At 63.6% G+C, this 19,482-nt stretch carries 20 protein-coding genes; 3 read left to right on the top strand and 17 right to left on the bottom strand.

What is annotated here, in order from left to right; all coding sequences use genetic code 11:
• Window positions 1-21: 21 nt before the first annotated feature.
• The 10 genes from ACVIN2_RS00100 to rpoZ form a co-directional block, all read right to left on the bottom strand.
• The gene (locus ACVIN2_RS00100) at window positions 22-306 is read right to left on the bottom strand and encodes a hypothetical protein (RefSeq protein ID WP_456764019.1); all 285 of its coding nucleotides are present in this window, start codon (window positions 304-306) and stop codon (window positions 22-24) included.
• Between the two features lie 99 nt (window positions 307-405).
• The gene (recO, locus tag ACVIN2_RS00095) at window positions 406-1,158 is read right to left on the bottom strand and encodes a DNA repair protein RecO (RefSeq protein ID WP_456764018.1); all 753 of its coding nucleotides are present in this window, start codon (window positions 1,156-1,158) and stop codon (window positions 406-408) included.
• A gap of 78 nt (window positions 1,159-1,236) precedes the next feature.
• A complete protein-coding gene (locus ACVIN2_RS00090) occupies window positions 1,237-1,617 on the bottom strand; it encodes a hypothetical protein (RefSeq protein ID WP_456764017.1) in 381 nt (126 codons plus the stop codon).
• Window positions 1,618-1,638: 21 nt separating this feature from the next.
• Entirely contained in the window at window positions 1,639-2,565 is a 927-nt protein-coding gene (gene era / locus ACVIN2_RS00085; protein WP_456764016.1) for a GTPase Era, read from the bottom strand.
• Complete coding sequence (rnc, locus tag ACVIN2_RS00080) at window positions 2,555-3,406, bottom strand: ribonuclease III (RefSeq protein ID WP_456764015.1); 852 nt, start codon at window positions 3,404-3,406, stop codon at window positions 2,555-2,557. The genes era and rnc overlap by 11 nt, the downstream gene beginning before the upstream one ends.
• The gene (gene lepB, locus ACVIN2_RS00075; RefSeq protein WP_007603395.1) at window positions 3,403-4,167 is read right to left on the bottom strand and encodes a signal peptidase I; all 765 of its coding nucleotides are present in this window, start codon (window positions 4,165-4,167) and stop codon (window positions 3,403-3,405) included. Before lepB ends, rnc begins: the two co-directional genes overlap by 4 nt.
• A 248-nt stretch (window positions 4,168-4,415) precedes the next feature.
• Window positions 4,416-4,835 carry a holo-ACP synthase gene (gene acpS / locus ACVIN2_RS00070; protein ID WP_007611179.1) on the bottom strand — a complete coding sequence of 140 codons (420 nt, stop codon included), beginning with the start codon at window positions 4,833-4,835 and terminating at the stop codon, window positions 4,416-4,418.
• The gene (locus ACVIN2_RS00065; RefSeq protein ID WP_456764014.1) at window positions 4,832-5,584 is read right to left on the bottom strand and encodes a pyridoxine 5'-phosphate synthase; all 753 of its coding nucleotides are present in this window, start codon (window positions 5,582-5,584) and stop codon (window positions 4,832-4,834) included. The genes acpS and ACVIN2_RS00065 overlap by 4 nt, the downstream gene beginning before the upstream one ends.
• Window positions 5,585-5,629: 45 nt before the next feature.
• On the bottom strand, window positions 5,630-7,915 hold the full coding sequence (locus ACVIN2_RS00060) for a RelA/SpoT family protein (RefSeq protein ID WP_456764013.1): 2,286 nt from the start codon (window positions 7,913-7,915) through the stop codon (window positions 5,630-5,632).
• Window positions 7,916-8,123: 208 nt separating this feature from the next.
• The gene (rpoZ, locus tag ACVIN2_RS00055; protein ID WP_007603391.1) at window positions 8,124-8,516 is read right to left on the bottom strand and encodes a DNA-directed RNA polymerase subunit omega; all 393 of its coding nucleotides are present in this window, start codon (window positions 8,514-8,516) and stop codon (window positions 8,124-8,126) included.
• Window positions 8,517-8,845: 329 nt separating this feature from the next.
• On the opposite strand from rpoZ, the gene ACVIN2_RS00050 reads away from it, so the two are divergent.
• Both ACVIN2_RS00050 and ACVIN2_RS00045 read left to right on the top strand, forming a co-directional pair.
• Complete coding sequence (locus tag ACVIN2_RS00050) at window positions 8,846-9,493, top strand: LabA-like NYN domain-containing protein (RefSeq protein WP_106944133.1); 648 nt, start codon at window positions 8,846-8,848, stop codon at window positions 9,491-9,493.
• Window positions 9,474-10,148: a uracil-DNA glycosylase gene (locus ACVIN2_RS00045; protein ID WP_456764012.1), complete on the top strand. Its 675-nt coding sequence runs from the start codon at window positions 9,474-9,476 to the stop codon at window positions 10,146-10,148. The genes ACVIN2_RS00050 and ACVIN2_RS00045 overlap by 20 nt, the downstream gene beginning before the upstream one ends.
• A gap of 8 nt (window positions 10,149-10,156) precedes the next feature.
• Here the strand turns inward: ACVIN2_RS00045 and ACVIN2_RS00040 are convergent, their stop codons facing one another.
• Genes ACVIN2_RS00040 through dapA form a run of 4 tightly spaced genes read right to left on the bottom strand, consistent with a single transcriptional unit; the run spans window position 10,157 to window position 12,636 of the window.
• Complete coding sequence (locus tag ACVIN2_RS00040; protein ID WP_456764011.1) at window positions 10,157-10,738, bottom strand: peroxiredoxin; 582 nt, start codon at window positions 10,736-10,738, stop codon at window positions 10,157-10,159.
• 4 nt (window positions 10,739-10,742) lie between these two features.
• On the bottom strand, window positions 10,743-11,216 hold the full coding sequence (gene smpB / locus ACVIN2_RS00035; RefSeq protein ID WP_027518360.1) for an SsrA-binding protein SmpB: 474 nt from the start codon (window positions 11,214-11,216) through the stop codon (window positions 10,743-10,745).
• Window positions 11,217-11,275: 59 nt separating this feature from the next.
• Window positions 11,276-11,692 (bottom strand): large conductance mechanosensitive channel protein MscL, encoded by a 417-nt coding sequence (gene mscL / locus ACVIN2_RS00030; RefSeq protein ID WP_027567293.1) that lies wholly within the window; start codon window positions 11,690-11,692, stop codon window positions 11,276-11,278.
• Window positions 11,693-11,745: 53 nt separating this feature from the next.
• A complete protein-coding gene (dapA, locus tag ACVIN2_RS00025; RefSeq protein WP_007603384.1) occupies window positions 11,746-12,636 on the bottom strand; it encodes a 4-hydroxy-tetrahydrodipicolinate synthase in 891 nt (296 codons plus the stop codon).
• Between the two features lie 295 nt (window positions 12,637-12,931).
• On the opposite strand from dapA, the gene ACVIN2_RS00020 reads away from it, so the two are divergent.
• Complete coding sequence (locus tag ACVIN2_RS00020; protein WP_456769614.1) at window positions 12,932-15,337, top strand: transglycosylase SLT domain-containing protein; 2,406 nt, start codon at window positions 12,932-12,934, stop codon at window positions 15,335-15,337.
• A 625-nt stretch (window positions 15,338-15,962) separates the two neighbouring features.
• Here the strand turns inward: ACVIN2_RS00020 and ACVIN2_RS00015 are convergent.
• The 3 genes from ACVIN2_RS00015 to ACVIN2_RS00005 all read right to left on the bottom strand — a co-directional run bounded on the left by ACVIN2_RS00015 (window position 15,963) and on the right by ACVIN2_RS00005 (window position 18,880).
• Window positions 15,963-17,534 carry a porin gene (locus tag ACVIN2_RS00015; protein ID WP_456764010.1) on the bottom strand — a complete coding sequence of 524 codons (1,572 nt, stop codon included), beginning with the start codon at window positions 17,532-17,534 and terminating at the stop codon, window positions 15,963-15,965.
• 234 nt (window positions 17,535-17,768) lie between these two features.
• On the bottom strand, window positions 17,769-18,467 hold the full coding sequence (locus tag ACVIN2_RS00010) for an O-linked N-acetylglucosamine transferase family protein (protein ID WP_456764009.1): 699 nt from the start codon (window positions 18,465-18,467) through the stop codon (window positions 17,769-17,771).
• 23 nt (window positions 18,468-18,490) lie between these two features.
• Window positions 18,491-18,880, bottom strand: a complete 390-nt coding sequence (locus ACVIN2_RS00005; RefSeq protein WP_456769613.1) for an O-linked N-acetylglucosamine transferase family protein — start codon at window positions 18,878-18,880, stop codon at window positions 18,491-18,493.
• Window positions 18,881-19,482 lie beyond the last annotated feature (602 nt).

The following is a 19,482-nucleotide window of genomic DNA, read 5'->3' as shown; positions in this document are numbered from 1 at the left end:
GATTGGTTCCCTGTGGGCGGCCTACTGGCCGGCCCAGCCTGCGGTGAAGGTCTGGGTGGGTTGGGCGTTTTTGGCCTGCGTGGTGGCCGGGGCATTGGGCAGGCACCGCCGCGCCGTCTCGATCTCGGCCTCCGTCGCGCCCTTGGACCGCGCCCATGCCTCTGCGGCCGCAGCGGAATATTTGGCCACGTAGAATCTGACGACGGTACAGGAGGCACGGCGAAAGACGCCCGGCTGCTCACCCGCGAGGGCGTCCGGCGCCAGCGCCATCAGCGCTGCCGATATCACAAGTCCCTTGATCAGCATCAGGATATCCCCGGTTGGAACCCCGAGGGCAAGTCAGGGAAACCCGATTTCGTTCCAACGCGGGCCGGCCTATTACGACAATGCAGAACCGCGTCAAGCTCATGGCGCGGGAATCGCGGCCTTTGCCTGTTGTCGCGTCAGCGCGTTGATAAAGCCTGCCCGCGCGTCGGAATGGCCCTGCCCGCGCGGCTCCAGCACGTGGCGCAACAGGAAAAGGCCGGTCAGTCGAAAGCCGTCCTGAAGATCCTCGTCGGTGAGGTCGCCCTGCACCTCGCCCTGGCGCAGGAACGGCGGCAGCCGCAACAGGCGGTCGCGCCACGGCTCGCCGGCTCCGCGCGACACCGCGCCGCCGGATTTGGGCGAGACGTAGATCAGGTCGTTGGTTTCTCCGGTCACCGCGCAGTTTTCCAGCGCCAGCCCGAAGCCGAGTTCGGTGAGCATCGCCAGCTCGAAATGGATCACGTGTACGGCGGCGCTGCCGATGTCGTCGAAATCGTCCAGCGCATGTTCGAGCAGCGCCAGCAGGTTTTCGTGCGGGTCGCGCTCCGGCAGCAATCGCGCGATCGAGGCGAGATGGGTGATGCCGTAGACGCCGTGGGATGATCCCAGCAGCGTCGCCGCCCGCAGCTTGAGGCCCTCGATGGCATAAGTGCCGAGATGCTCGTCGAGCCGCGCCCGCCACACCACGCCGAGGCTGTTGCCGGGCTGCAGCAAGGGCCGCATCCGCGAGCCGGCGCCGCCGCGGACGAGACCGAGATGGCGGCCGTGCGCACGGGTCAGCAGCTCGACGATGGCGCTAGATTCGCCATGCCGCCGCACCCCCAGCACGATGCCTTCGTCGGTCCATTCCATCGGTGAAGTCTAGCGGATTCCGGTCTTCAATCGTAGCGCGGATTGGCAGGATTGCGCGCCGCCAATCCACCCGACGCCTTACGCGTTGAACCAGCCCTGCGCGTCGCCGCGGAACGAGAAGTACAATCCCATCGCCGTCAGCACGCAGGAGACGATCTCGATGGCGCTGTCGAGTTCCATGCCTTTCTCGCCGATGATCTGGCCGAGCGAGATCACCGACAATACGAGCGCTGCCGCCAGCACCCAGCGCGGCCAGTTCTTGCGCCCGCGCGCGGCCAGCCGGACGAAATACACCAGCAGCAGGATCATGCCGCCGGCAAGCAGCGACGACGTCATGATCATCTGTTCGGTCATCTCGGCATTTGGCGTGCGGTCCTGCACCGCCACCGACAAGGCATCCAGCATCAACGATGCATAGAGCAACGCTTCGAAGCGCCGTACGTTGCTGGGTACGCTCATCGCCGACCGATCTTTTCTTGGTTATTCTTTGGGAAATTCCAGGCCCATCTCGCGGTAGCGATCGGGATCGTCGCTCCAGTTCTCGCGCACCTTGACGAACAGGAACAGGTGCACCGGCACGCCCAGGATCTCGCCGATCTCCTTGCGCGAGTCCGCTCCGATCGACTTGATGGTGGCGCCGCCCGCGCCGAGCACGATCTTGCGCTGGCTTTCGCGCTCGACGAAAATCGTCTGCTCGATGCGCACCGATTTGTCCTTGCGCTCCTCCCACTTGTCGGTCTCGACCGTGGACTGGTAGGGCAATTCCTGGTGCAGCTTGCGAAAGATCTTCTCGCGCGTGATCTCCGCCGCGAGCTGCCGCATCGGCGCGTCCGACATCTGGTCTTCGGGATAGAGGAACGGCCCCGGCGGCACGATCTCGGCCAGTGTATGCCTGAGGTCGTCGACGCCGTCGCCGGAGATCGCCGCGATCATGAAGGTCTTTGCGAAGGCCATGCGCTCGTTGGCGGCCTGCGCCAGCGCCAGCAGCTTCTCGCGCTGGACCAGGTCGACCTTGTTGATGACCAAAATCTTCTCGTGCTTGACGCTGGCGACCTTGGTGAGGATCGCCTCGGCCTCCTCGTCGATGCCGGCCTTGGCATCCAGCAGCACGCAGACGAGGTCCGCGTCATGCGCGCCGCTCCAGGCGGTCGAGACCATGGCGCGGTCGAGCCGGCGCTTGGGCAGGAAGATGCCGGGCGTATCGACCAGGATGATCTGCGAATTGTTCTCGATCACGATGCCGCGGATCAGCGCGCGCGTGGTCTGCACCTTGCGCGAGACGATCGTGACCTTGGCCCCGACCAGCGCATTGACCAGCGTGGATTTGCCGACATTGGGCGCGCCGATCAGCGCGACGAAGCCGCAGCGCGTGGCAGTGGGCGCTTCGCCGCTTGCTTCAACCGTCATTGCCGCCGCCAACGCCTTCACGTTCGATCATCACTGAAGCTGCCACCTTCTCTGCCGCGCGCTTGCTGCCGCCGATGCCTTCCGCCGGAGCGAGTCCCGGAAGATCGACCGCGACGCGGAATTGCGGATCATGATGCGGGCCGGTGCGCTCGACCTCGCGGTAAACGGGCGTCGGCAATCCCTTGCCCTGCGCCCATTCCTGGAGAACGGTCTTGGGATCGCGCAAGGGACGTCGCGGCTTGTGCATGCGCTCGGTCCAGTTGCGCTTGACGAAATCGGCCGCCGCCGCGTAGCCGCCATCGAGGAAGACGGCGCCGATCACGGCCTCGCAGATGTCGCCGAGCACGCTCTTGCGCAGGCGCGCGTCGGCGCTGGGGCCGACCGAGCCGAGCTTGATGTCGTCGAGCAGACCGAGCGACTTGGCGACATCGGCGCAGCTCTCTTTGCGCACCAGTTCGGCAAGTCGCTTGGACATCTCGCCTTCATCGGCGTTCGGGAAGGCGTGATAGAGCATGTCGGAGACGACGAGCCCGAGCACGTGGTCGCCGAGGAATTCCAACCGCTGATAGCTGTCGCCGCGCTTGCGCCCGGACTTCAGCGCGGAGACATGCGTGATGCCTTGCATCAAGAGGTTCGGATCGGCAAAGCTGTAGCCGATGCGTGCCTCGAGCCCCGCGTTCGCATCCGAGCCCCTGGCCTTGCTGCTCCGCACCCGCTTCTTCTTTGCAGGCGTTTTGTTTTCAGGCGTCTTGCTCTCAAGGCTCTTGGTCGCAGCTTCGCCGTCGGGGCCCGCTTGCGCCTCGGTCGGCAGGGTCGCGATGTCCTTGGCTTCGTCTTTCATCGGACGATTTTGAAGAAGCGATTCCAGCGCACCGCCCACGGCCAGCGCCAGAACATCCAGGCATGCTCGCCTTCGGCGATCGAGAAGAAGATCATCTGGGCGCGCCCAATCAAATTCTCCTGCGGCACGTAGCCGACCTGGCCGAGGAAGCGGCTGTCGGTGGAATTGTCGCGGTTGTCGCCCATCATGAAGAAGTGGCCGGTCGGCACGGTGTAGACATTGGTGTTGTCGACGTAGCCGTTGTCGGCGCAGTCCAGCGTCTCGTAGGACACCCCGTTCGGCAGCGTTTCCTTCCAGCGCTTCACCCGGGAGACGCCGCTGCCTTCGGCGCCGCAGGGGTCCTCGCCGACAAATTCGCTCATGCGCTGCCGCTCGACCGGCGTGTCGTTGATGTAGAGCAGCCCGTCCCGCATCTGGATGCGGTCGCCGGGCAGGCCGATCACGCGCTTGATGTAGTCGGTGGAATCATCCTTCGGCAGGCGGAATACGACGATGTCGCCGCGGTTCGGGTCCGAGCCCCAGATCCGCCCCGAGAACAGCGGCGGCGAGAACGGGATCGAATAGTGGCTGTAGCCGTAGGAATATTTCGAGACGAACAGATAGTCGCCGACGAGCAACGTCGCCTTCATCGAGCCGGATGGGATGTTGAACGGCTGGAACAGGAAGGTGCGGATCACCAGCGCGATCAGGAGAGCGTGGATCACGACCCGGATCGTTTCGCCGACGCCGCTCTCAGTTTTCGTTCCTGAAGTCACGCTCATTGCTCTCTCAATTCCGGCCGGCGGTCACAGAGCGCCCTCCTCGCGCGAGCAGCCCATCGCTCGCGGCCCAAGGAGATTGTCCTGATTCTGATAATGAGGGCCAATTCCGGCGTAAAGCCGAATTCGCCCAGCCTGATTTGCGTCCGTGGACTTTTAGACGGTTGTCGGAGGCCACGCAATCAAGGATCGCATCAAAACTGCATAAGCGTTTGATTTTGAACGCGAATTATAAAATGATCGGAGTACCGTCAGGGTTTGGCCAGCGGCACGGCGGAAATGATGACGAAGGCCTGTGCCAACGGCCAGTCATCCGTGATCGACAGGTCGATCTGCGCCGCGAACCCCTCCGGCGTCAGGGCCTGGAGCCGGGCCAGCGCCCCGCCCGTCAATTGCATGGTTGGCCGCCCTCCCGGCAGGTTGACCACCCCCATGTCGCGCCACCACACGCCGCGCCTGATGCCGGTGCCGAGGGCCTTGGAGCAAGCCTCCTTGGCGGCGAAGCGCTTGGCGTAGGTCGCCACCACCATCTTCTCGTTCTTGGCGCGCCGCTCCGCCTTGGCCCGCTCGGCCGCTGTGAAGATGCGGTCGAGGAAGCGCTCGCCATGGCGGTCGATCACCTTGCCGACACGGGTGATGTCGATCAGATCGGAGCCGATACCGATGATCATGCCCGGCTCCGGCCGCGGTCCATCGCCGCGCGCATGCTGCGCACCGTCTCGGCGAGACCCACGAACAGGGCTTCGCCGATCATGTAGTAACCGATGTTGAGCTCCATGATCTCAGGCAAGCCTGCGATCGTCTCCGCCGTCGCGTAGTCCAGCCCATGTCCGGCGTGAACCTCCAGCCCCGCTTCCCTCGCCAGCTTCGCCCCCGCCACGATCCGCCGCCATTCGGCCTCGGCCTTGTCGGTGTGACCGTCGACGACGGCGTCGCACCAGGCGCCGGTGTGGATCTCGATCACGGGCGCGCGCAGCCGCGCTGCCATCTCGATCTGGGCGGGATCGGCCGCGATGAACAGCGACACCCGGATGCCGGCATCGTTCAGCCGCGCGATATAGGGCGCCAGCGCATTGTGTTGGCCGACGACGTCGAGCCCGCCTTCGGTCGTCACCTCCTGGCGCCGCTCCGGCACGAGGCACACCGCGTGCGGCCTGGTGGCGAGCGAAATGCGCATCATGTCGTCGGTCGCCGCCATCTCGAAATTGAGCGGCTTGGAGATCTCGGCTTTCAGCCGCGCCATGTCCTCGTCGCGGATGTGCCGGCGATCCTCGCGCAAATGGGCGGTGATGCCGTCGGCACCGGCCTCGATCGCCAGCAGCGCCGCGCGCACCGGATCGGGATTGCGGCCGCCGCGCGCGTTACGCAGGGTCGCGACATGGTCGACATTGACGCCGAGGCGGAGCGGAGGTGCAGGCATTTCGGGACTCACGGAATCACAGGGATAGACCGGGACGGAAGGCGTCTATCCATTAACACGTTCGGCGCGGGCGACGACCGCCTTCGCGCGCAGCTGGGCCAGGATCGCGCTCAAATGCTTGAGATCGTAGACTTCGAGATCGATCGTCGTCTCCGTGAAGTCCGGTGAGCGGCGCTGCATGCTGATATTGTCGATGTTGCCGTCGTGCTCGGCGATCACGGTCGCGATCTGCGCCAGCGCGCCGGGCTCGTTGACATTCTCGACCTTGATGCGGGCCGGGAAGCGCTGTGGCGTGGAGTCCTCGATGTCCCAGCGCACGTCGAGCCAGCGCTCCGGCTCTTCCTCGAAATCCTTCAGGGCCGGCGCCTGAATCGGGTAGATGGTGATGCCCTCGCCCGGCGTGACGATGCCGATGATGCGGTCACCGGGCACTGCGCCGCCGTTCGGCGCGAACTTCACCGGCAGGTCGGAATTGATGCCGCGGATCGGGATCGCGACCGGGCTGCGCGGCGGTTCGGACGACTTCTCCTTGAGCTTGCTGGTAAGCCCCTTCTTGACGCCGTAGCGCGCGATGCGCTCCTCCTTGTAGTCGGGATACATCGCACGCGCGACGTGGGAGGCCTTGATCTCGCCGCGTCCCACAGCCGCCATGACGTCCTCGATCGAGGTCCGCGCGAGTCGCGGCAGCGCGCCTTTGAGCTTGTCGTCGGCGTATTCGATCTTGGCGCGCTCGAACAGGCGCTCGACGATGCGCCGGCCGAGACCGACATATTGATCGCGCACCGCAGTCCTGGTGGCGCGGCGGATCGCGGCACGCGCCTTGCCGGTGACCGCGAGCGTTTCCCAGGCCGACGGCGGCGCAGCTTGCGCTTCCGAGGTCAGCACCTCGACCTCGTCGCCGTTCTGAAGCTCCGAGGACAGCGGCGCAAACTGGCCGTTAATCTTGCAGCCCACCGCACTGTTGCCCACGTCGGTATGCACGGCATAGGCGAAGTCGATCACATTGGCATGGCGCGGCAGCGCGATCAGCTTGCCCTTCGGGGTGAAGCAGAACACCTGGTCGTGGAACAGCTCGAGCTTGGTGTGCTCGAGGAATTCCTCGGGGTTGGCGCTCTCCGAGAGGATGCCGATGGTGTGGCGCAACCAGGCGAACGCATTGGACTCGCGCTTGAGAAATTCGGTCGGCGAGCCCACGCCTTCCTTGTAGAATACGTGCGCGGCGATGCCGCGCTCGGCGATCTGGTCCATCGCCTCGGTGCGGATCTGCAACTCGACGCGCTGGTTGCCGGGGCCGATCACGGTGGTGTGGATCGAGCGGTAGTCGTTCTGCTTCGGCGTCGAGATGTAGTCCTTGAACCGCCCGGGTACGACCGGCCAGTTTGTGTGGACGATGCCGAGCGCGCGGTAGCAAGCCTCGATGTCGTTGACCACAACGCGGAAGCCGAAGATGTCGGACAATTGCTCGAAGCCGACCGACTTGCGCTCCATCTTGGTCCAGATCGAGAATGGCTTCTTGCGGCGGCCATAGACCCGCGCCCCCAGGCCCCGATGCCGCAGATTGTTGGAGAGCTGGTCCTCGATTTCGCCGATCAGATTGCGGTTGCGCTCGGCCAGCGCATCGAGCCGCTGCATCACCACCGAATAGGCTTCCGGGTCGAGGGTCCGGAACGACAGGTCCTCCAGCTCCTCGCGCATTTCCTGCATGCCCATGCGCCCTGCCAGCGGCGCATAAATGTCGAGCGTCTCCTCGGCAATGCGCCGTCGCGATTCCGTCGGTACGAAGTCCAGCGTGCGCATGTTGTGCAGGCGGTCGGCGAGCTTCACCAGGAGCACGCGGACGTCGTCGGCAATGGCCAGCAACAATTTGCGCAGATTCTCGGCCTGCTTGGCCTCCCGCGACACCAGCTCCAGCCGCTTCAGCTTGGTCAGGCCCTCGACCAGTGCGCCGATCTCGGGCCCGAAGATCTGGTCGATCTCGGCCCGCGTCGCTTCGGTGTCCTCGATCGTGTCGTGCAGCAGCGCAGCCACGATGGTGGCGTCGTCGAGCTTCAGGTCGGTCAGAATCGCCGCCACTTCGAGCGGATGGGAGAAGTACGGGTCGCCCGAGGCGCGGGTCTGCGAGCCGTGCGCCTTCATGGCGTAGACATAGGCGCGGTTCAGCAAATCTTCGTCGGTGTTGGGATTGTAGGACCTGACGCGCTCGACGAGGTCATATTGACGCATCATGCGTGCGCGAGGCTTCGCCGGGCGAGCCACCGGCGCAGTCGGGGCCACGGCAACCGATTCGGTTGCGGCCTGCATCTGCGCTGGTGTGCGGCGTCGATATACCATGCCGTCCTGCCTTCAAACGGACCACCACACAGCCCGTTGTATACATCTTAGCTCCGATCGCGCGCGTGTCCGATCAATTCAGTGACAGGAACAGGCGCGAACCGACCACGCTATGGTAACCACGAAAACGCCAACAAAAGCAAAGGCCCGAACAACGGTTCGGGCCTTTGATCAGATCACAAAGAAGTCGATGAGCGCGATGGGACGATTACTCGTCCTCCTCGGGCTGCTCCTCGGGCGGCGCCAGGCCTTCGAGACCCTTCAGGAGCTCCTCTTCCGTCATGCGCTCAACGGCGACTTCGGTATCGTCTGCATCCACGCTCGCACCGGCGGAACCGATCAGCGGCACGGTGTCCGGCTCGGGCTCGTCGACCTCGACGAACTTCTGCAGCGAGTGCACCAGCTCCTCGCGGAGGTCCTCCGGCGAAATGGTGGTCTCAGCAATTTCGCGCAAAGACACAACAGGGTTCTTGTCGTTATCGCGGTCAACCGTTAGTTGTGAACCAGACGAAATCATGCGGGCGCGGTGGGCGGCCAGCAGGACCAGGTCAAACCGGTTGTCGACCTTGTCGATACAATCTTCTACGGTGACGCGAGCCATCGACTGTCGCTCCGTTGTGGGTGGGACGAAATATGTGGATGAATGGCGGTAGTTATAGGGGCCGGGAGGGTTTCGCAAGGCCAATTTGTGATTTGGCCTCGCCAAACGGCTCTGCTACCCCCACATTGGGGCTGGGATGGGTGGTTTCCCGGGCCGCTGGGGACGGCGGCGCCGGGAGTGTGCAAGTTGGCCATAACTATACCTTGATTGCCCCGACTTCTCCGGATTTGCGGTTTCGACGGGTTTCGGCGGGACTTTAGAAGTGCGCGGCTTGCTGTCGCCGCGCCAACAATAAACGATCAATCACGAACTCTACGCGAGCAAACTGAATGTCACCTTCCTCTTCCGACAAGATCGCGCTCTTCATCGATGGAGCCAATCTCTACGCGACGGCGAAAACTCTGGGCTTCGATATCGATTACAAGCGCCTGCTGAAGGAGTTTCAGAGTCGCGGGACGCTGCTGAGGGCGTTCTACTACACCGCCATCATCGAGGATCAGGAGTACTCCTCGATCCGGCCGCTGATCGACTGGCTCGACTACAACGGCTACACCGTCGTCACCAAGGCGACCAAGGAGTTCATCGACGCCTCCGGCCGCCGCAAGGTCAAGGGCAACATGGACATCGAGCTCGCCGTGAACGCCATGGAGCTCGCCGAGCACATCGACCAGATGGTGCTGTTCTCCGGTGACGGCGACTTCCGCTCCCTGGTCGAGGCCGTTCAGCGCCGCGGCGTGCGGGTCACCGTGATTTCCACGATCGCGAGCCAGCCGCCGATGATCGCCGACGAGCTGCGCCGCCAGGCCGACGTCTTCACCGACCTCGTCGAGCTGCAGTCCAAGCTCGGTCGCGACCCGTCCGAACGCCCCGCCCCGCGTGACCGCGGCGACCGCGAGGCGCGCCACCACGCCCCGCAGTTCCTCCAGCGCGCGACCACGATGGCGCCGGCGAGGGGCGATGACGACTTCGAGGAGTGAGGCGGCCCGGTCAAGCCGCCAGCCTCTCAGCCTCGTCCCCGACCGTGACTGTCCGCTCTGTCCGCGCCTGGTCGCCTTTCGCGAGGCGAACCGCGCGCGCGAGCCATTGTGGCACAACGCACCGGTTGCGCCTTTCGGCGACATCAAGGCGCGCCTGCTGATCGTCGGCCTTGCGCCGGGAATGCAGGGCGCCAACCGCACCGGCCGTCCCTTCACCGGCGATTATGCCGGCGACCTGCTCTACGCGACGCTGCTCGAATACGGCTTCGCCAGGGGCAAATATCAGGCGCGTCCCGACGACGGCCTGAAGCTGGTCGACTGTCGGATCGCCAATGCGGTGCATTGCGTGCCGCCGCAGAACAAGCCGCTGCCGGTCGAGATCAACACCTGCCGGCAGTTCCTCGCGGCGAATCTCGCAACGATGCCGAACCTGCGCGCGATCGTCGCCCTCGGGCGCATTGCGCACGACACCGTGCTCAAGCCGCTGAACCTGAAGGGATCACAGGCCCCCTTCGGCCACGGCGCCGTGCATCAGGCCGGCGCATTCAGGCTCTACGACAGCTATCACTGCTCCCGCTACAACACGAACACCCGCGTGCTGACGCCGGACATGTTCCGCTCCGTGTTCGCGAAGGTGAAGGCCGACCTCGACTAATCCTTCGACTAGCCCGTGGCGGGATTGGCCTTCAGCCAGTCCAGGACATCGCCGGCGTTTCGGTCGGGCGGAAACACCGGATAGAACACATGCGTGATCCTGGCGTCGTCGACGATCAGCGCGAGGCGCTTGATCAGCGTCAGGCCCGCGACCTCCATGGTCGGCAAATTCAGGGCGCGCGTCAGCGCCAGCTTCTCGTCCGAGAGCACCGGGAACGGCAGATGCAGCCGCGAGGCCATCTCGGTCTGGTATGCGTTGCTCTGGGTCGAGAGGCCGTACACCTGCGCGGCGCCGACGGCCTTCAGCTCGGCGAACAGATCGCGAAATGCGCAAGTCTGCGGCGTGCAACCGCGCGCGCCCGGGATCATGTCCCAATCGTCGACCAGCGCGATCTTGCCGGGCTCGCCGGTGCGCGGATAGGCGAACACCACAGTCCGGCCACGCAGCGCCGACAGCGCGACCGACGTGTCGTCAGTGGCGAGCAGGCTGACCGGCGGCAGCGTCATGCCTTTCAGGTGCGCGGCGCCGCCGTCATCCGCGGGTGCGGGAATCCGGGTCCAATCGACCTCGAGCAGGTTTCTCTGAGTCATCCCGCTATCCCCTCGCCCGCATCAGGCGGCCCTTCTCCCGGCTCCAGTCGCGCTTCTTCTCGGACTCGCGCTTGTCGTGCAGCTTCTTACCTTTTGCAACCGCGAGCTGCAGTTTCGCGCGACCACGCTCGTTGAAGTAAAGCTTGAGCGGGATCAGCGTCATGCCTTCGCGGTCGACCGCGCCCATCAGCTTGTTGATCTGCTTGCGATGCAGCAGCAGTTTTCGCGGCCGCTTGGGCTCGTGATTGAAGCGGTTGCCCTGGAGATATTCCGGAATGGTGGCGTTGATCAGCCAGATCTCGCCGTTCTTGGAATCGGCGTAGGATTCCGCGATCGTGCTCTTGCCGTTGCGGATCGACTTGACCTCGGTGCCGGTCAACGCAATGCCGACCTCGATCGTATCCTCGATCGCATAGTTGAAGCGGGCCTTGCGATTTTCCGCCATGACCTTGATCGGACGTTCGTTCTTGTCGGCCATGGAAAACAAACCTGATCGAGATGCGCGAGGACGCTAACAGTTTGGATGAAGCGCGCGCGTCAAGACTTCTTGAGGAGATCGCGGATCTCGGTCAGCAGCTCGACCTCGGCCGACGGCTTCGGCGGAGCGGCAGGCTCTGCCTCGTCCTTGCGCTTCAACTTGTTCATGGCACGGATCACCAGGAACAGCACGAAGGCAATGATGATGAAGTTGATCGTCAGCGTGAGGAAGTTGCCCCAAGCCAAGACGGCACCCTGCTTTTTCGCGTCCGCGAGATTTGCGGCGGTGACCTTGCCCGAAAGCGGCGTGAAGTAGTTCGAGAAGTCGAGACCGCCGGTGGCCGCACCGATGATCGGCATGATCACGTCGCCGACCAGCGACGTCACGATGGCGCCGAAGGCCGCGCCGATGATAACGCCGACCGCGAGGTCGACGACGTTGCCCTTCATGGCGAACTCGCGGAACTCCGTGAGCATCCGCGTGCCTCTTTCCTCGATCGCCATGAAAAGCTCCCTCATCGGCTAGCGCGTCAGTTGATGAGGCCAGCATGAACCATCGCGCTACGCACGGCAACGCGGGTCGGTTCGGTGACCGGCACCATCGGCAGCCGCAGCGTCTCGTCGAGCTTGCCGAGCAGCGACAGCGCGTACTTGATCGGCGCCGGATTGCTCTCGATGAAGAGGTTGTTGTGCAGCGGCATCAGCTTGTCGTGCAGCTTCAGCGCGGTGGCATGATCGCCCTTCGCCCAGGCGGCCTGGAACTCCGAGCACAGCCGCGGCGCGACGTTCGAGGTCACCGAGATACAGCCATGGCCGCCATGGGCCATGTAACCGAGGATGGTCGCATCCTCGCCCGAGAGCTGGTTGAAGTCCTCGCCCATCGCCGCGCGCTGCTGCGAGACGCGGACCATGCTGGCGGTGGCGTCCTTGACGCCGGCGATGTTCTTCAGCTCCCACAGCCGCGCCATGGTGTCGACCGACATGTCGATCACCGAGCGCGGCGGAATGTTGTAGATGATGATCGGAATCCCGATCGCGTCGTTGATCGCCTTGAAGTGCTGGTACATGCCTTCCTGGGTCGGCTTGTTGTAGTAGGGCGTCACGACCAGAACCGCATTGGCGCCCGCCTTCTCGGCGTGCTGGGCGAGCTCGATCGCCTCCTTGGTCGAGTTGGAGCCGGCGCCGGCGACGACAGGCACGCGGCCTTTCGCTTCCTCGATGCACCATTCGACGACCTTCTTGTGCTCGTCATGGCTCAGCGTCGGGCTCTCTCCGGTGGTGCCGACGGGAACCAGGCCGTTGGTGCCCTCTGAAATCTGCCAGTTGACCAGGGAGCGAAACGCCGCCTCGTCCAGCGAGCCGTTCTTGAACGGCGTGACCAAGGCGGTGAACGATCCCCGGAATTTTGTCTTGGCTGCCATGGACTTCCTCCGTACGCGGCAATCTTGAGCGCAGGCCGCATTCATATCGGGTCTATCCCGTCGGTAAAAGACCCGCTCCCGTCTCACGCACCGTTTAGGCCGCGATTTTGCCGCGGTGGTGGTGCAAACCGGGCGAAGGTAAGCGGCTGTTGGTAATTTGTCCGCATATTCAATCAAATACAGCCAGATCTTGTACAGCTAGGTCTTGAGCCAATTGACTGATTCGGGGCGACGAAACGCCGTGATCTCATTTCCGCGCGCCGCATGGCGATCCACCGGCCTGATCGTGTGCCTGATGGCAGGGCTGTCGGCCGGCTGCGCCGCCTGGGCCAAATCCAACGAGACAACCGCGGAAACCGCCAAGGATACCGCGAAGCCAGCCGCCAAGGACACTGCGAAAGGTGCGTCCAAGGGAACCGGCAAGGAAACTCCGAAGGACGCCGCCAAGGGGGCAAGCAAGGGGGCAAGCAAGGGCGCGCCCAGTGCCCCCGCCAAGGATGTTGCGAAGAAGCCTGCCAAGGATGCGGGCAAGGATGCTGGCAAGGATGCTGGCAAGACCGCAGGCAAGGAACCTGCGAAGGACAAGCTGAAGCCTACGGCTGCCGCGCCAAAGTCAACGTCGACCGCTGGCGGCTCGGCCCCGAAGACCGCCCCCGCGCCGGCGGCGACGGCCACCGTCAGACCGACCGCCCCGGCCGCCACCAAGCCCGTCGCTGCTCCTGTCCTGGCTCCTGCGACCCGCCAGCATGCCGCCCCGCGCAAGCCGATCACACCGGCTGCGGTTGCCGCGACCTCGTCGACGTCGCAAGCCGACAAGGACACGCTGGAGACCGTGATCGAGCTCGTGCGCAAGCGCAAGGCGGGCGACGCTACCAATGCCGCGGCCACGATCTCGGATCCCGTGGCGCGAAAACTCGCGGAATGGATCATCCTGCGCAGCGAGGACAATGGCGCGACCGTGGAGCGCTACCGCGCCTTCCTCTCCGCCAATCCGAGCTGGCCGTCGCAGACCTTTCTGCGCCGGCGCCTGGAGGCCGCGATGTGGGACGACAGGCGCGACGACCAGGTCGCGTGGTCGTGGTTCGAGAACGAATCGCCCGTGTCCGCCAAGGGCCGCTTCACGCTCGCCAAGGCGATGCTGGCGCGCGGCGACCGCGCCAACGCCGAACGTCTGGTGCGCGATGCCTGGCGTAGCGACCCGATGTCGGAAGACACCGAGAACAACGCACTCGACCAGTTCGGCGCGCTGCTGACGCCCGGCGATCAGAAGGCACGGATGGACACGCTGCTCTACGGCAGCGAGAACGAGGCCGCACTGCGTGCTGCAAAGCGCCTCGGGGCCGGCTATGTCGCACTCGCCAAGGCCCGCATCGCCTCCCTCAAGAAAGCGCCGAACGCTCGTGCGCTGCTCGAAGCCGTGCCGCGCGAGCTGCACGGCGATCCCGGCTTCATCTTCAGCAAGATTCAGCTGCTGCGCCGCGAGGAGAAATTTGCGGAAGCTGCCCAGCTCATGCTGTCGGCACCGAAGGATCCGGGCCGGCTCTACAATCTCGACGAATGGTGGATCGAGCGGCGCCTGCTGGCGCGCAAGATGATCGACACGGAGGAATTCCGCAGCGCCTATCTGATCGCGCGCGATGCCGCCCTGCCCTCGCGCGACATCTACAAGACCGAGCAGGAGTTCACGGCCGGCTGGATCGCATTGCGCTTCCTCAACGATCCCGCGGCCGCCACCCAGCATTTTGCCCGCATCGGGATCGGCAGCGTCAATCCGACCACGCTGGCGCGCGCCGGCTATTGGCAGGGCCGCGCCGCCGAAGCCGCAGGCCGTCAGCAGGAGGCGCGCAACGCCTACGCGCGGGCAGCCGAGCAATCCACCAGCTATTACGGCCAGCTCGCACGCGCCAAGCTCGGCCTGCCGCAGATCGAGCTCAACGCTCCGCCGCGCAGCCGCGGTGCCGAACGGCTGGAGATCGTGCGCGCCGCGCAGCTGCTCTACGAGCTCGACGAGCGCGAGATGGCGATACCTGTTCTCGCCGACATGGGCGAGAACGGCGATCCCGAAGCGCTAGCCGGCCTCGGCGAGCTCACCCAGCGCCACAGCGACGCGCGCGGCATGCTGCTGCTCGGCAAGGCCGCGCTCAATCGCGGCCTGCCGTTCGATTTCTACGCCTATCCCGTCAACGGCATTCCGCAGTTCACGCCGATCGGCCCCGAGGTCGAGCGCAGCATCATCTACGCCATCGCGCGGCAGGAGAGCGCCTTCAATCCCCGTGTGGTCTCGCCGGCACAGGCCTATGGCCTGATGCAGGTGACGCCGGACGCCGCGCGCTATGTCTGCAAGCGGCACGGCGGGACCTACGATCTGGGACGTCTGAAGAACGATTCGGCCTACAACGCCACGCTCGGCTCGGCCGAGCTCGGTGGGCTGCTCGAGGACTATCGCGGCTCCTACATCATGACCTTTGCGGCCTATAATGCCGGCCGCGGCAGTGTGAAGAAGTGGATCGATCGCTACGGCGATCCGCGCGATCCCAAGGTGGACGCGGTCGACTGGGTCGAGCTGATCCCGTTCTCCGAGACACGCAACTACGTGCAACGGATCATGGAGAACCTTCAGGTCTACCGCGCGCGCTTCGGCGGCGGCACGCGGTTGCAGATCGAGGCCGATTTGCGCCGCGGCGCCGGCAGCGTGGAATAGCGGCATCTTCTTTCGAAGCGAAAGCAGGTCCCCCGATCACCCAGATATGCCGAATTGAGTGAGACAGCCCACGCTCGCTTTGGTAGTATCCATTTCGGGACAGAGATCTGCCGTCCCAACCACCAAGAAAAGGAGGAAAGCTATGAAGACGTTGGCAATGTCCGCTTTTGCTCTTGTCTCGATGTCGATCGTGCCGTTGAGCGCCGCCCCGCTGAAAGTCGCAGCCGAAACCAGCAATGATCCTAGGGTCCAATGCTCCCTGTCCAGTGGTGTGGGTCACAATTGCAGAAACGTTCTCAACTTCAAAACCTTCTACGAGTGCCAAACCAACAGGATGGAGAGGGGCTGGACCAGCATTGAGAGCTCCAACTACTGCCGAACCCTCGACGTGAAATAACGACGGTTTCTGTTTGGACTCCAGGAGGCCGCCTCTCTTGGCGGCCTTTTTCGTACCAAGAGCCGGGCATCGAGACCGCCTCTGCGCCTCAGAGGCGCGATGACGATCATCCCAATCTCATCGCGCTTTACCGACCATCGCCTGCTCTTCGACCCCAGGGATAAGACCACCAAAAAAAAGCCCCGGCGGTTTCCCGCCGGGGCTCTCTGTCAGGTCGTTAGACCGAACTTACCAGTTGCGCTGAGCGCGGAGGAGCAGAACGAGCGTGTCCTGATCCTTCAGCTCGTACACAGCGGCCGGCTTGGCCGTGGCGCCGGCACCAGCGTAAGCAACAGTGCCCGCGTACTTCTGGTCGAGATGGGTCCAGGAGAGGTCGGCCGAGAACGTCAGGTTCTTGACCGGGGTCCAGCGGGTGATGAGACCGACCTGGCCGATGGCGAAGTCAGGATTACAACCCGTCACACCCGCGAGGCCACCGAACACGCCGCCAGCACCACCAGCGCCGCAAAGCGTGGTCTTGGCAAGCGTGCCGTACTGGGCCTGAGCGTAGGCACCGTAGATCGCGGTGTTCCAGTATGGATCCCAGTTATGGGTGTAAGCACCGCGGAAGCCCCAGGTCTTGACCGACTCCTGCGAGCTGCCCGTGACATACACCGTGTCCGGAGCATTGGCGAAGCCGACGCTCTGGTAGGCAATGCCGGAACCGCCGAACATCGAGTAGCTGCTGCCCGCGAGGTTCTGGAAGTTGTAGCGGGTCGCGCCATCGGTGTAGACGCCCTGGATGTTGATCACGTCACCCGCACCAGTCGGGATGTTCTTGATCGACAGAGCGAGCTGAGCAGCCCAACCCCACTTGTCGTCGGGGTGGCCAGTCGGCTCGGTGGCGCCGTAGTAGGCAACGTGGTTGTCATGCGCAGCCACCGACGCCTGGAACAGACCCCAGGCCTGGTCGACACGGACCATAGCGACGAGGTTCGGCGAACGGGTAGCGCCGATGCCGTTGGAGCCATAAGCGCCACCGATCATGCCGCCCGCAGTCGCGCCGGTCATGTTCAGGTTGCCGGCATCATAGTAGGCCGCCCGGTCTTCCGCCGAGAACGCTGCCGTCACGCCCTGACCGAAGTCAGCGGTGTAGGAGAACTGGTTGACACCAGTGACCGTGCCGCTGCCGCCGACGAGGCTGTCGAAGTTGTTGCCGGGATAGTTGGTCCAGGGCGCGTCGAACTGCGACACGGCCTTACCCATGGTGAAGCCAGCGAACTGGATGAAGGCGTAGTACACGCCGAGCGAACCGCCCGAGGTGCCGCCGTCGTTGCCGTTGATCGACCCACCGACGAGCGCCGGGGCCGCGCCGGAGGTGTTGAGCGCCAGCGTGCTGCTGTAGGCAGTGCCGCCGGTCGCGCTGCCGGTTCCCTGATAATTGCCGGTCGTCCACGAGAACACGCCGTCAAAGAAGGTACGGACGACGCCGTATTCGGTCGCGGTGCGCGTGTCGATGTTGAGATCTTCACGAGCGCGCATGGTGTAGTAGTTCGTCAGGCGGTTGCGCGCACCGTTGTTACCGGATTGCTGACCGCTGTAGTCCGAGTTGGTGTTCAGCGCGACTTCAGCGCGCAGATAACCACCCAGCTTGATGCAGGTGTCAGTGCCGGGGATGTAGTAGAAACCCGCACCGTACAGGGAGCAGATCTTCACGTATTCGACCGCTTTGGCCTTCACGGGGAGATCGGCTGCCTGCGCTCCGCCAACAGCGATCAGACCCGCTGCGGAACCGAGCAAAAGGCTCTTAACCAACTTCATGTTAAACCTCCAAGTTTGCCATAGGGAAGGTTCCGGATCCGCTGGGTGAAGACACCCTAAGGTTGGTTCCCTTGTCCCTTAAATTCACCGCTTAGTCGCTTCGCGCCTTCGGACACACCCGCTGAACGCGAGGGACTTAAGCGAACCACCTAAGACGGGACGACCTCGGGATGCCCCCCTCCGTCGCTCAGTCACAATTACCGAACGCCCTTGCACACACAACAACAGAACGCTTCAGAACCGGCCGATGGAGCGTGTTTTCCGGCGGGTGTTGCACAAATAACACGCAGATGTGATCAGAGCGGCTTTGTAAGGCATTGAATCTGCTGTGCTTTTTCGGCAGGTTTCATTGCCGTCAAAAGTTCCGGCAAGGACTGCCCACATCCGCGGAGACGCTCTGCTCTGGGTCTGAGCCGGTCGAATCGTGGAATCAACCAAGGACTCCCAAGGACTCGGCGCGGGCCACCGCTTCGGGAACTGGCTGGCCTGACCATTAAGCGGCTGCGATCCGCGCGCTTGAACTTCGATATGATCCGGCGCCAAGCCGTCCTGATGTCGTTGATACATAGCCTCGAAAGCTGTCTCCAGCCGCTTGGCGTAGAGCGCGGCATCAAACAGTGATGCGGCCAGGTGGCTCCCTTGCAGCCTTCGGCGAATATCCGCCAGCTTCTGTTTATCAAGCGCCAGTTCGATCGCGAGTGCTTCATAATCCGCACGCGTTCGCGTGATCAGCTCAGGGAGGCCGACAGCGCTCAGCAAGCTCGCCGCCACGCGACCGGCGAAACTATTCCCGATATGGGTCACTACCGGCAGACCAGCCCACAACGCATGCCTGGCCGTCGTATGTGCGTTGTAGGGCAGCGTATCCAGGAAGAGGTCGGCGAGGCGATGGCGCGCCAAGTGTTCGGATGAAGACTCGATTGGGCGCAGCACCGTCGATTGTCGCGACGTGATTATCACGCGGCATGAAGCTGCCGGGCAAACGGACGACCTTCTCGTCGAAGAATTGGCTGTTTTGATCTGGCAGCACGATTTGATCGGCAATGATGCAGCGGAAGAGCTCCCCTGCTCCCCGACGTTCCCGCGAACCCAAGATAGTTGACGACGATCGGAGCCGGACTGGATGCAAACAACGACAGCCTGGCATTGTGCGTATGGCCTGCAAGATCAACAAGACTATCGATCTGCGCATCGTCGATCGCTTTCAGGACTTGGCCGTCGAGCTTGTGCTCGCAATCGACAAAGCGATGAAATGACTTTTCGAGCCGCTTGCGGAGATCGCTGTTGTCGTCAGGACCGACTGAAAAGGCATAAGTCTCGAAGCGCTGCGGATGTTGCCTATCGATATCTCGCGGTGAGGTACCGAGCTGGATGCTCTGCGTCCTGACATCGTAAGTAAGATGAGATCCGTAGCGGCGCAGCCGGGCAGTCGAAGGAAGAGCAAGCGTGCAAGCCCGGCAGCCCTTCCCCGCTTTGATCTCAAGGGCGCTGTTCCAACCGAAAGAGCGATCGCCCCCAGAACAGGCCCTCCTGATTTGCGGCGACGCCTGGCGCGAGGGGGTAGCTCCTCAGCCGGCGAGCGAGTTATCCCGACTAATATAGTGAGAGCGCCCTTCCCGCAGCCTGACAGGGGACCCGGTCGGCCGATCTGAGAGCGATCACCGCTCCATAGCTTGTGGCGAATCGCGGAAAGAGACAATTAAAACAATCACTTGCAATTGAATCACTCGATGGGGGCGGTCGGCGACAAGGGCAGTCGCCCCCGCAAACCGCTTGGTTTCGGAATTCGCTGGGAATATTCGAGCAAAAACACACGCTTCCAAATTGACCAGCCCGAGTAATTAGATGCATAAGGCTCGCACCGGAGAGGTGGCCGAGTGGCTGAAGGCAACGCTTTGCTAAAGCGTCATACGGTCTCAAGCTGTATCGAGGGTTCGAATCCCTCCCT

The sequence above is a fragment of the Bradyrhizobium sp. USDA 3650 genome (genome assembly GCF_054057395.1).
The sequence above is the reverse complement of the archived record's forward strand: the minus strand, read 5'-3'. Positions and strand labels throughout refer to the sequence as shown.

Excerpts from the sequence above, each read along its gene's own strand:
- ACVIN2_RS00100 (WP_456764019.1), bottom strand. The coding sequence starts at position 306 with ATGCTGATCAAGGGACTTGTGATATCGGCAGCGCTGATGGCGCTGGCG.
- recO (WP_456764018.1), bottom strand. The coding sequence starts at position 1,158 with ATGGAATGGACCGACGAAGGCATCGTGCTGGGGGTGCGGCGGCATGGC.
- ACVIN2_RS00090 (WP_456764017.1), bottom strand. The coding sequence starts at position 1,617 with ATGAGCGTACCCAGCAACGTACGGCGCTTCGAAGCGTTGCTCTATGCA.
- era (WP_456764016.1), bottom strand. The coding sequence starts at position 2,565 with ATGACGGTTGAAGCAAGCGGCGAAGCGCCCACTGCCACGCGCTGCGGC.
- rnc (WP_456764015.1), bottom strand. The coding sequence starts at position 3,406 with ATGAAAGACGAAGCCAAGGACATCGCGACCCTGCCGACCGAGGCGCAA.
- lepB (WP_007603395.1), bottom strand. The coding sequence starts at position 4,167 with ATGAGCGTGACTTCAGGAACGAAAACTGAGAGCGGCGTCGGCGAAACG.
- acpS (WP_007611179.1), bottom strand. The coding sequence starts at position 4,835 with ATGATCATCGGTATCGGCTCCGATCTGATCGACATCACCCGTGTCGGC.
- ACVIN2_RS00065 (WP_456764014.1), bottom strand. The coding sequence starts at position 5,584 with ATGCCTGCACCTCCGCTCCGCCTCGGCGTCAATGTCGACCATGTCGCG.
- ACVIN2_RS00060 (WP_456764013.1), bottom strand. The coding sequence starts at position 7,915 with ATGGTATATCGACGCCGCACACCAGCGCAGATGCAGGCCGCAACCGAA.
- rpoZ (WP_007603391.1), bottom strand. The coding sequence starts at position 8,516 with ATGGCTCGCGTCACCGTAGAAGATTGTATCGACAAGGTCGACAACCGG.
- ACVIN2_RS00050 (WP_106944133.1), top strand. The coding sequence starts at position 8,846 with ATGTCACCTTCCTCTTCCGACAAGATCGCGCTCTTCATCGATGGAGCC.
- ACVIN2_RS00045 (WP_456764012.1), top strand. The coding sequence starts at position 9,474 with ATGACGACTTCGAGGAGTGAGGCGGCCCGGTCAAGCCGCCAGCCTCTC.
- ACVIN2_RS00040 (WP_456764011.1), bottom strand. The coding sequence starts at position 10,738 with ATGACTCAGAGAAACCTGCTCGAGGTCGATTGGACCCGGATTCCCGCA.
- smpB (WP_027518360.1), bottom strand. The coding sequence starts at position 11,216 with ATGGCCGACAAGAACGAACGTCCGATCAAGGTCATGGCGGAAAATCGC.
- mscL (WP_027567293.1), bottom strand. The coding sequence starts at position 11,692 with ATGCTCACGGAGTTCCGCGAGTTCGCCATGAAGGGCAACGTCGTCGAC.
- dapA (WP_007603384.1), bottom strand. The coding sequence starts at position 12,636 with ATGGCAGCCAAGACAAAATTCCGGGGATCGTTCACCGCCTTGGTCACG.
- ACVIN2_RS00020 (WP_456769614.1), top strand. The coding sequence starts at position 12,932 with ATGGCAGGGCTGTCGGCCGGCTGCGCCGCCTGGGCCAAATCCAACGAG.
- ACVIN2_RS00015 (WP_456764010.1), bottom strand. The coding sequence starts at position 17,534 with ATGAAGTTGGTTAAGAGCCTTTTGCTCGGTTCCGCAGCGGGTCTGATC.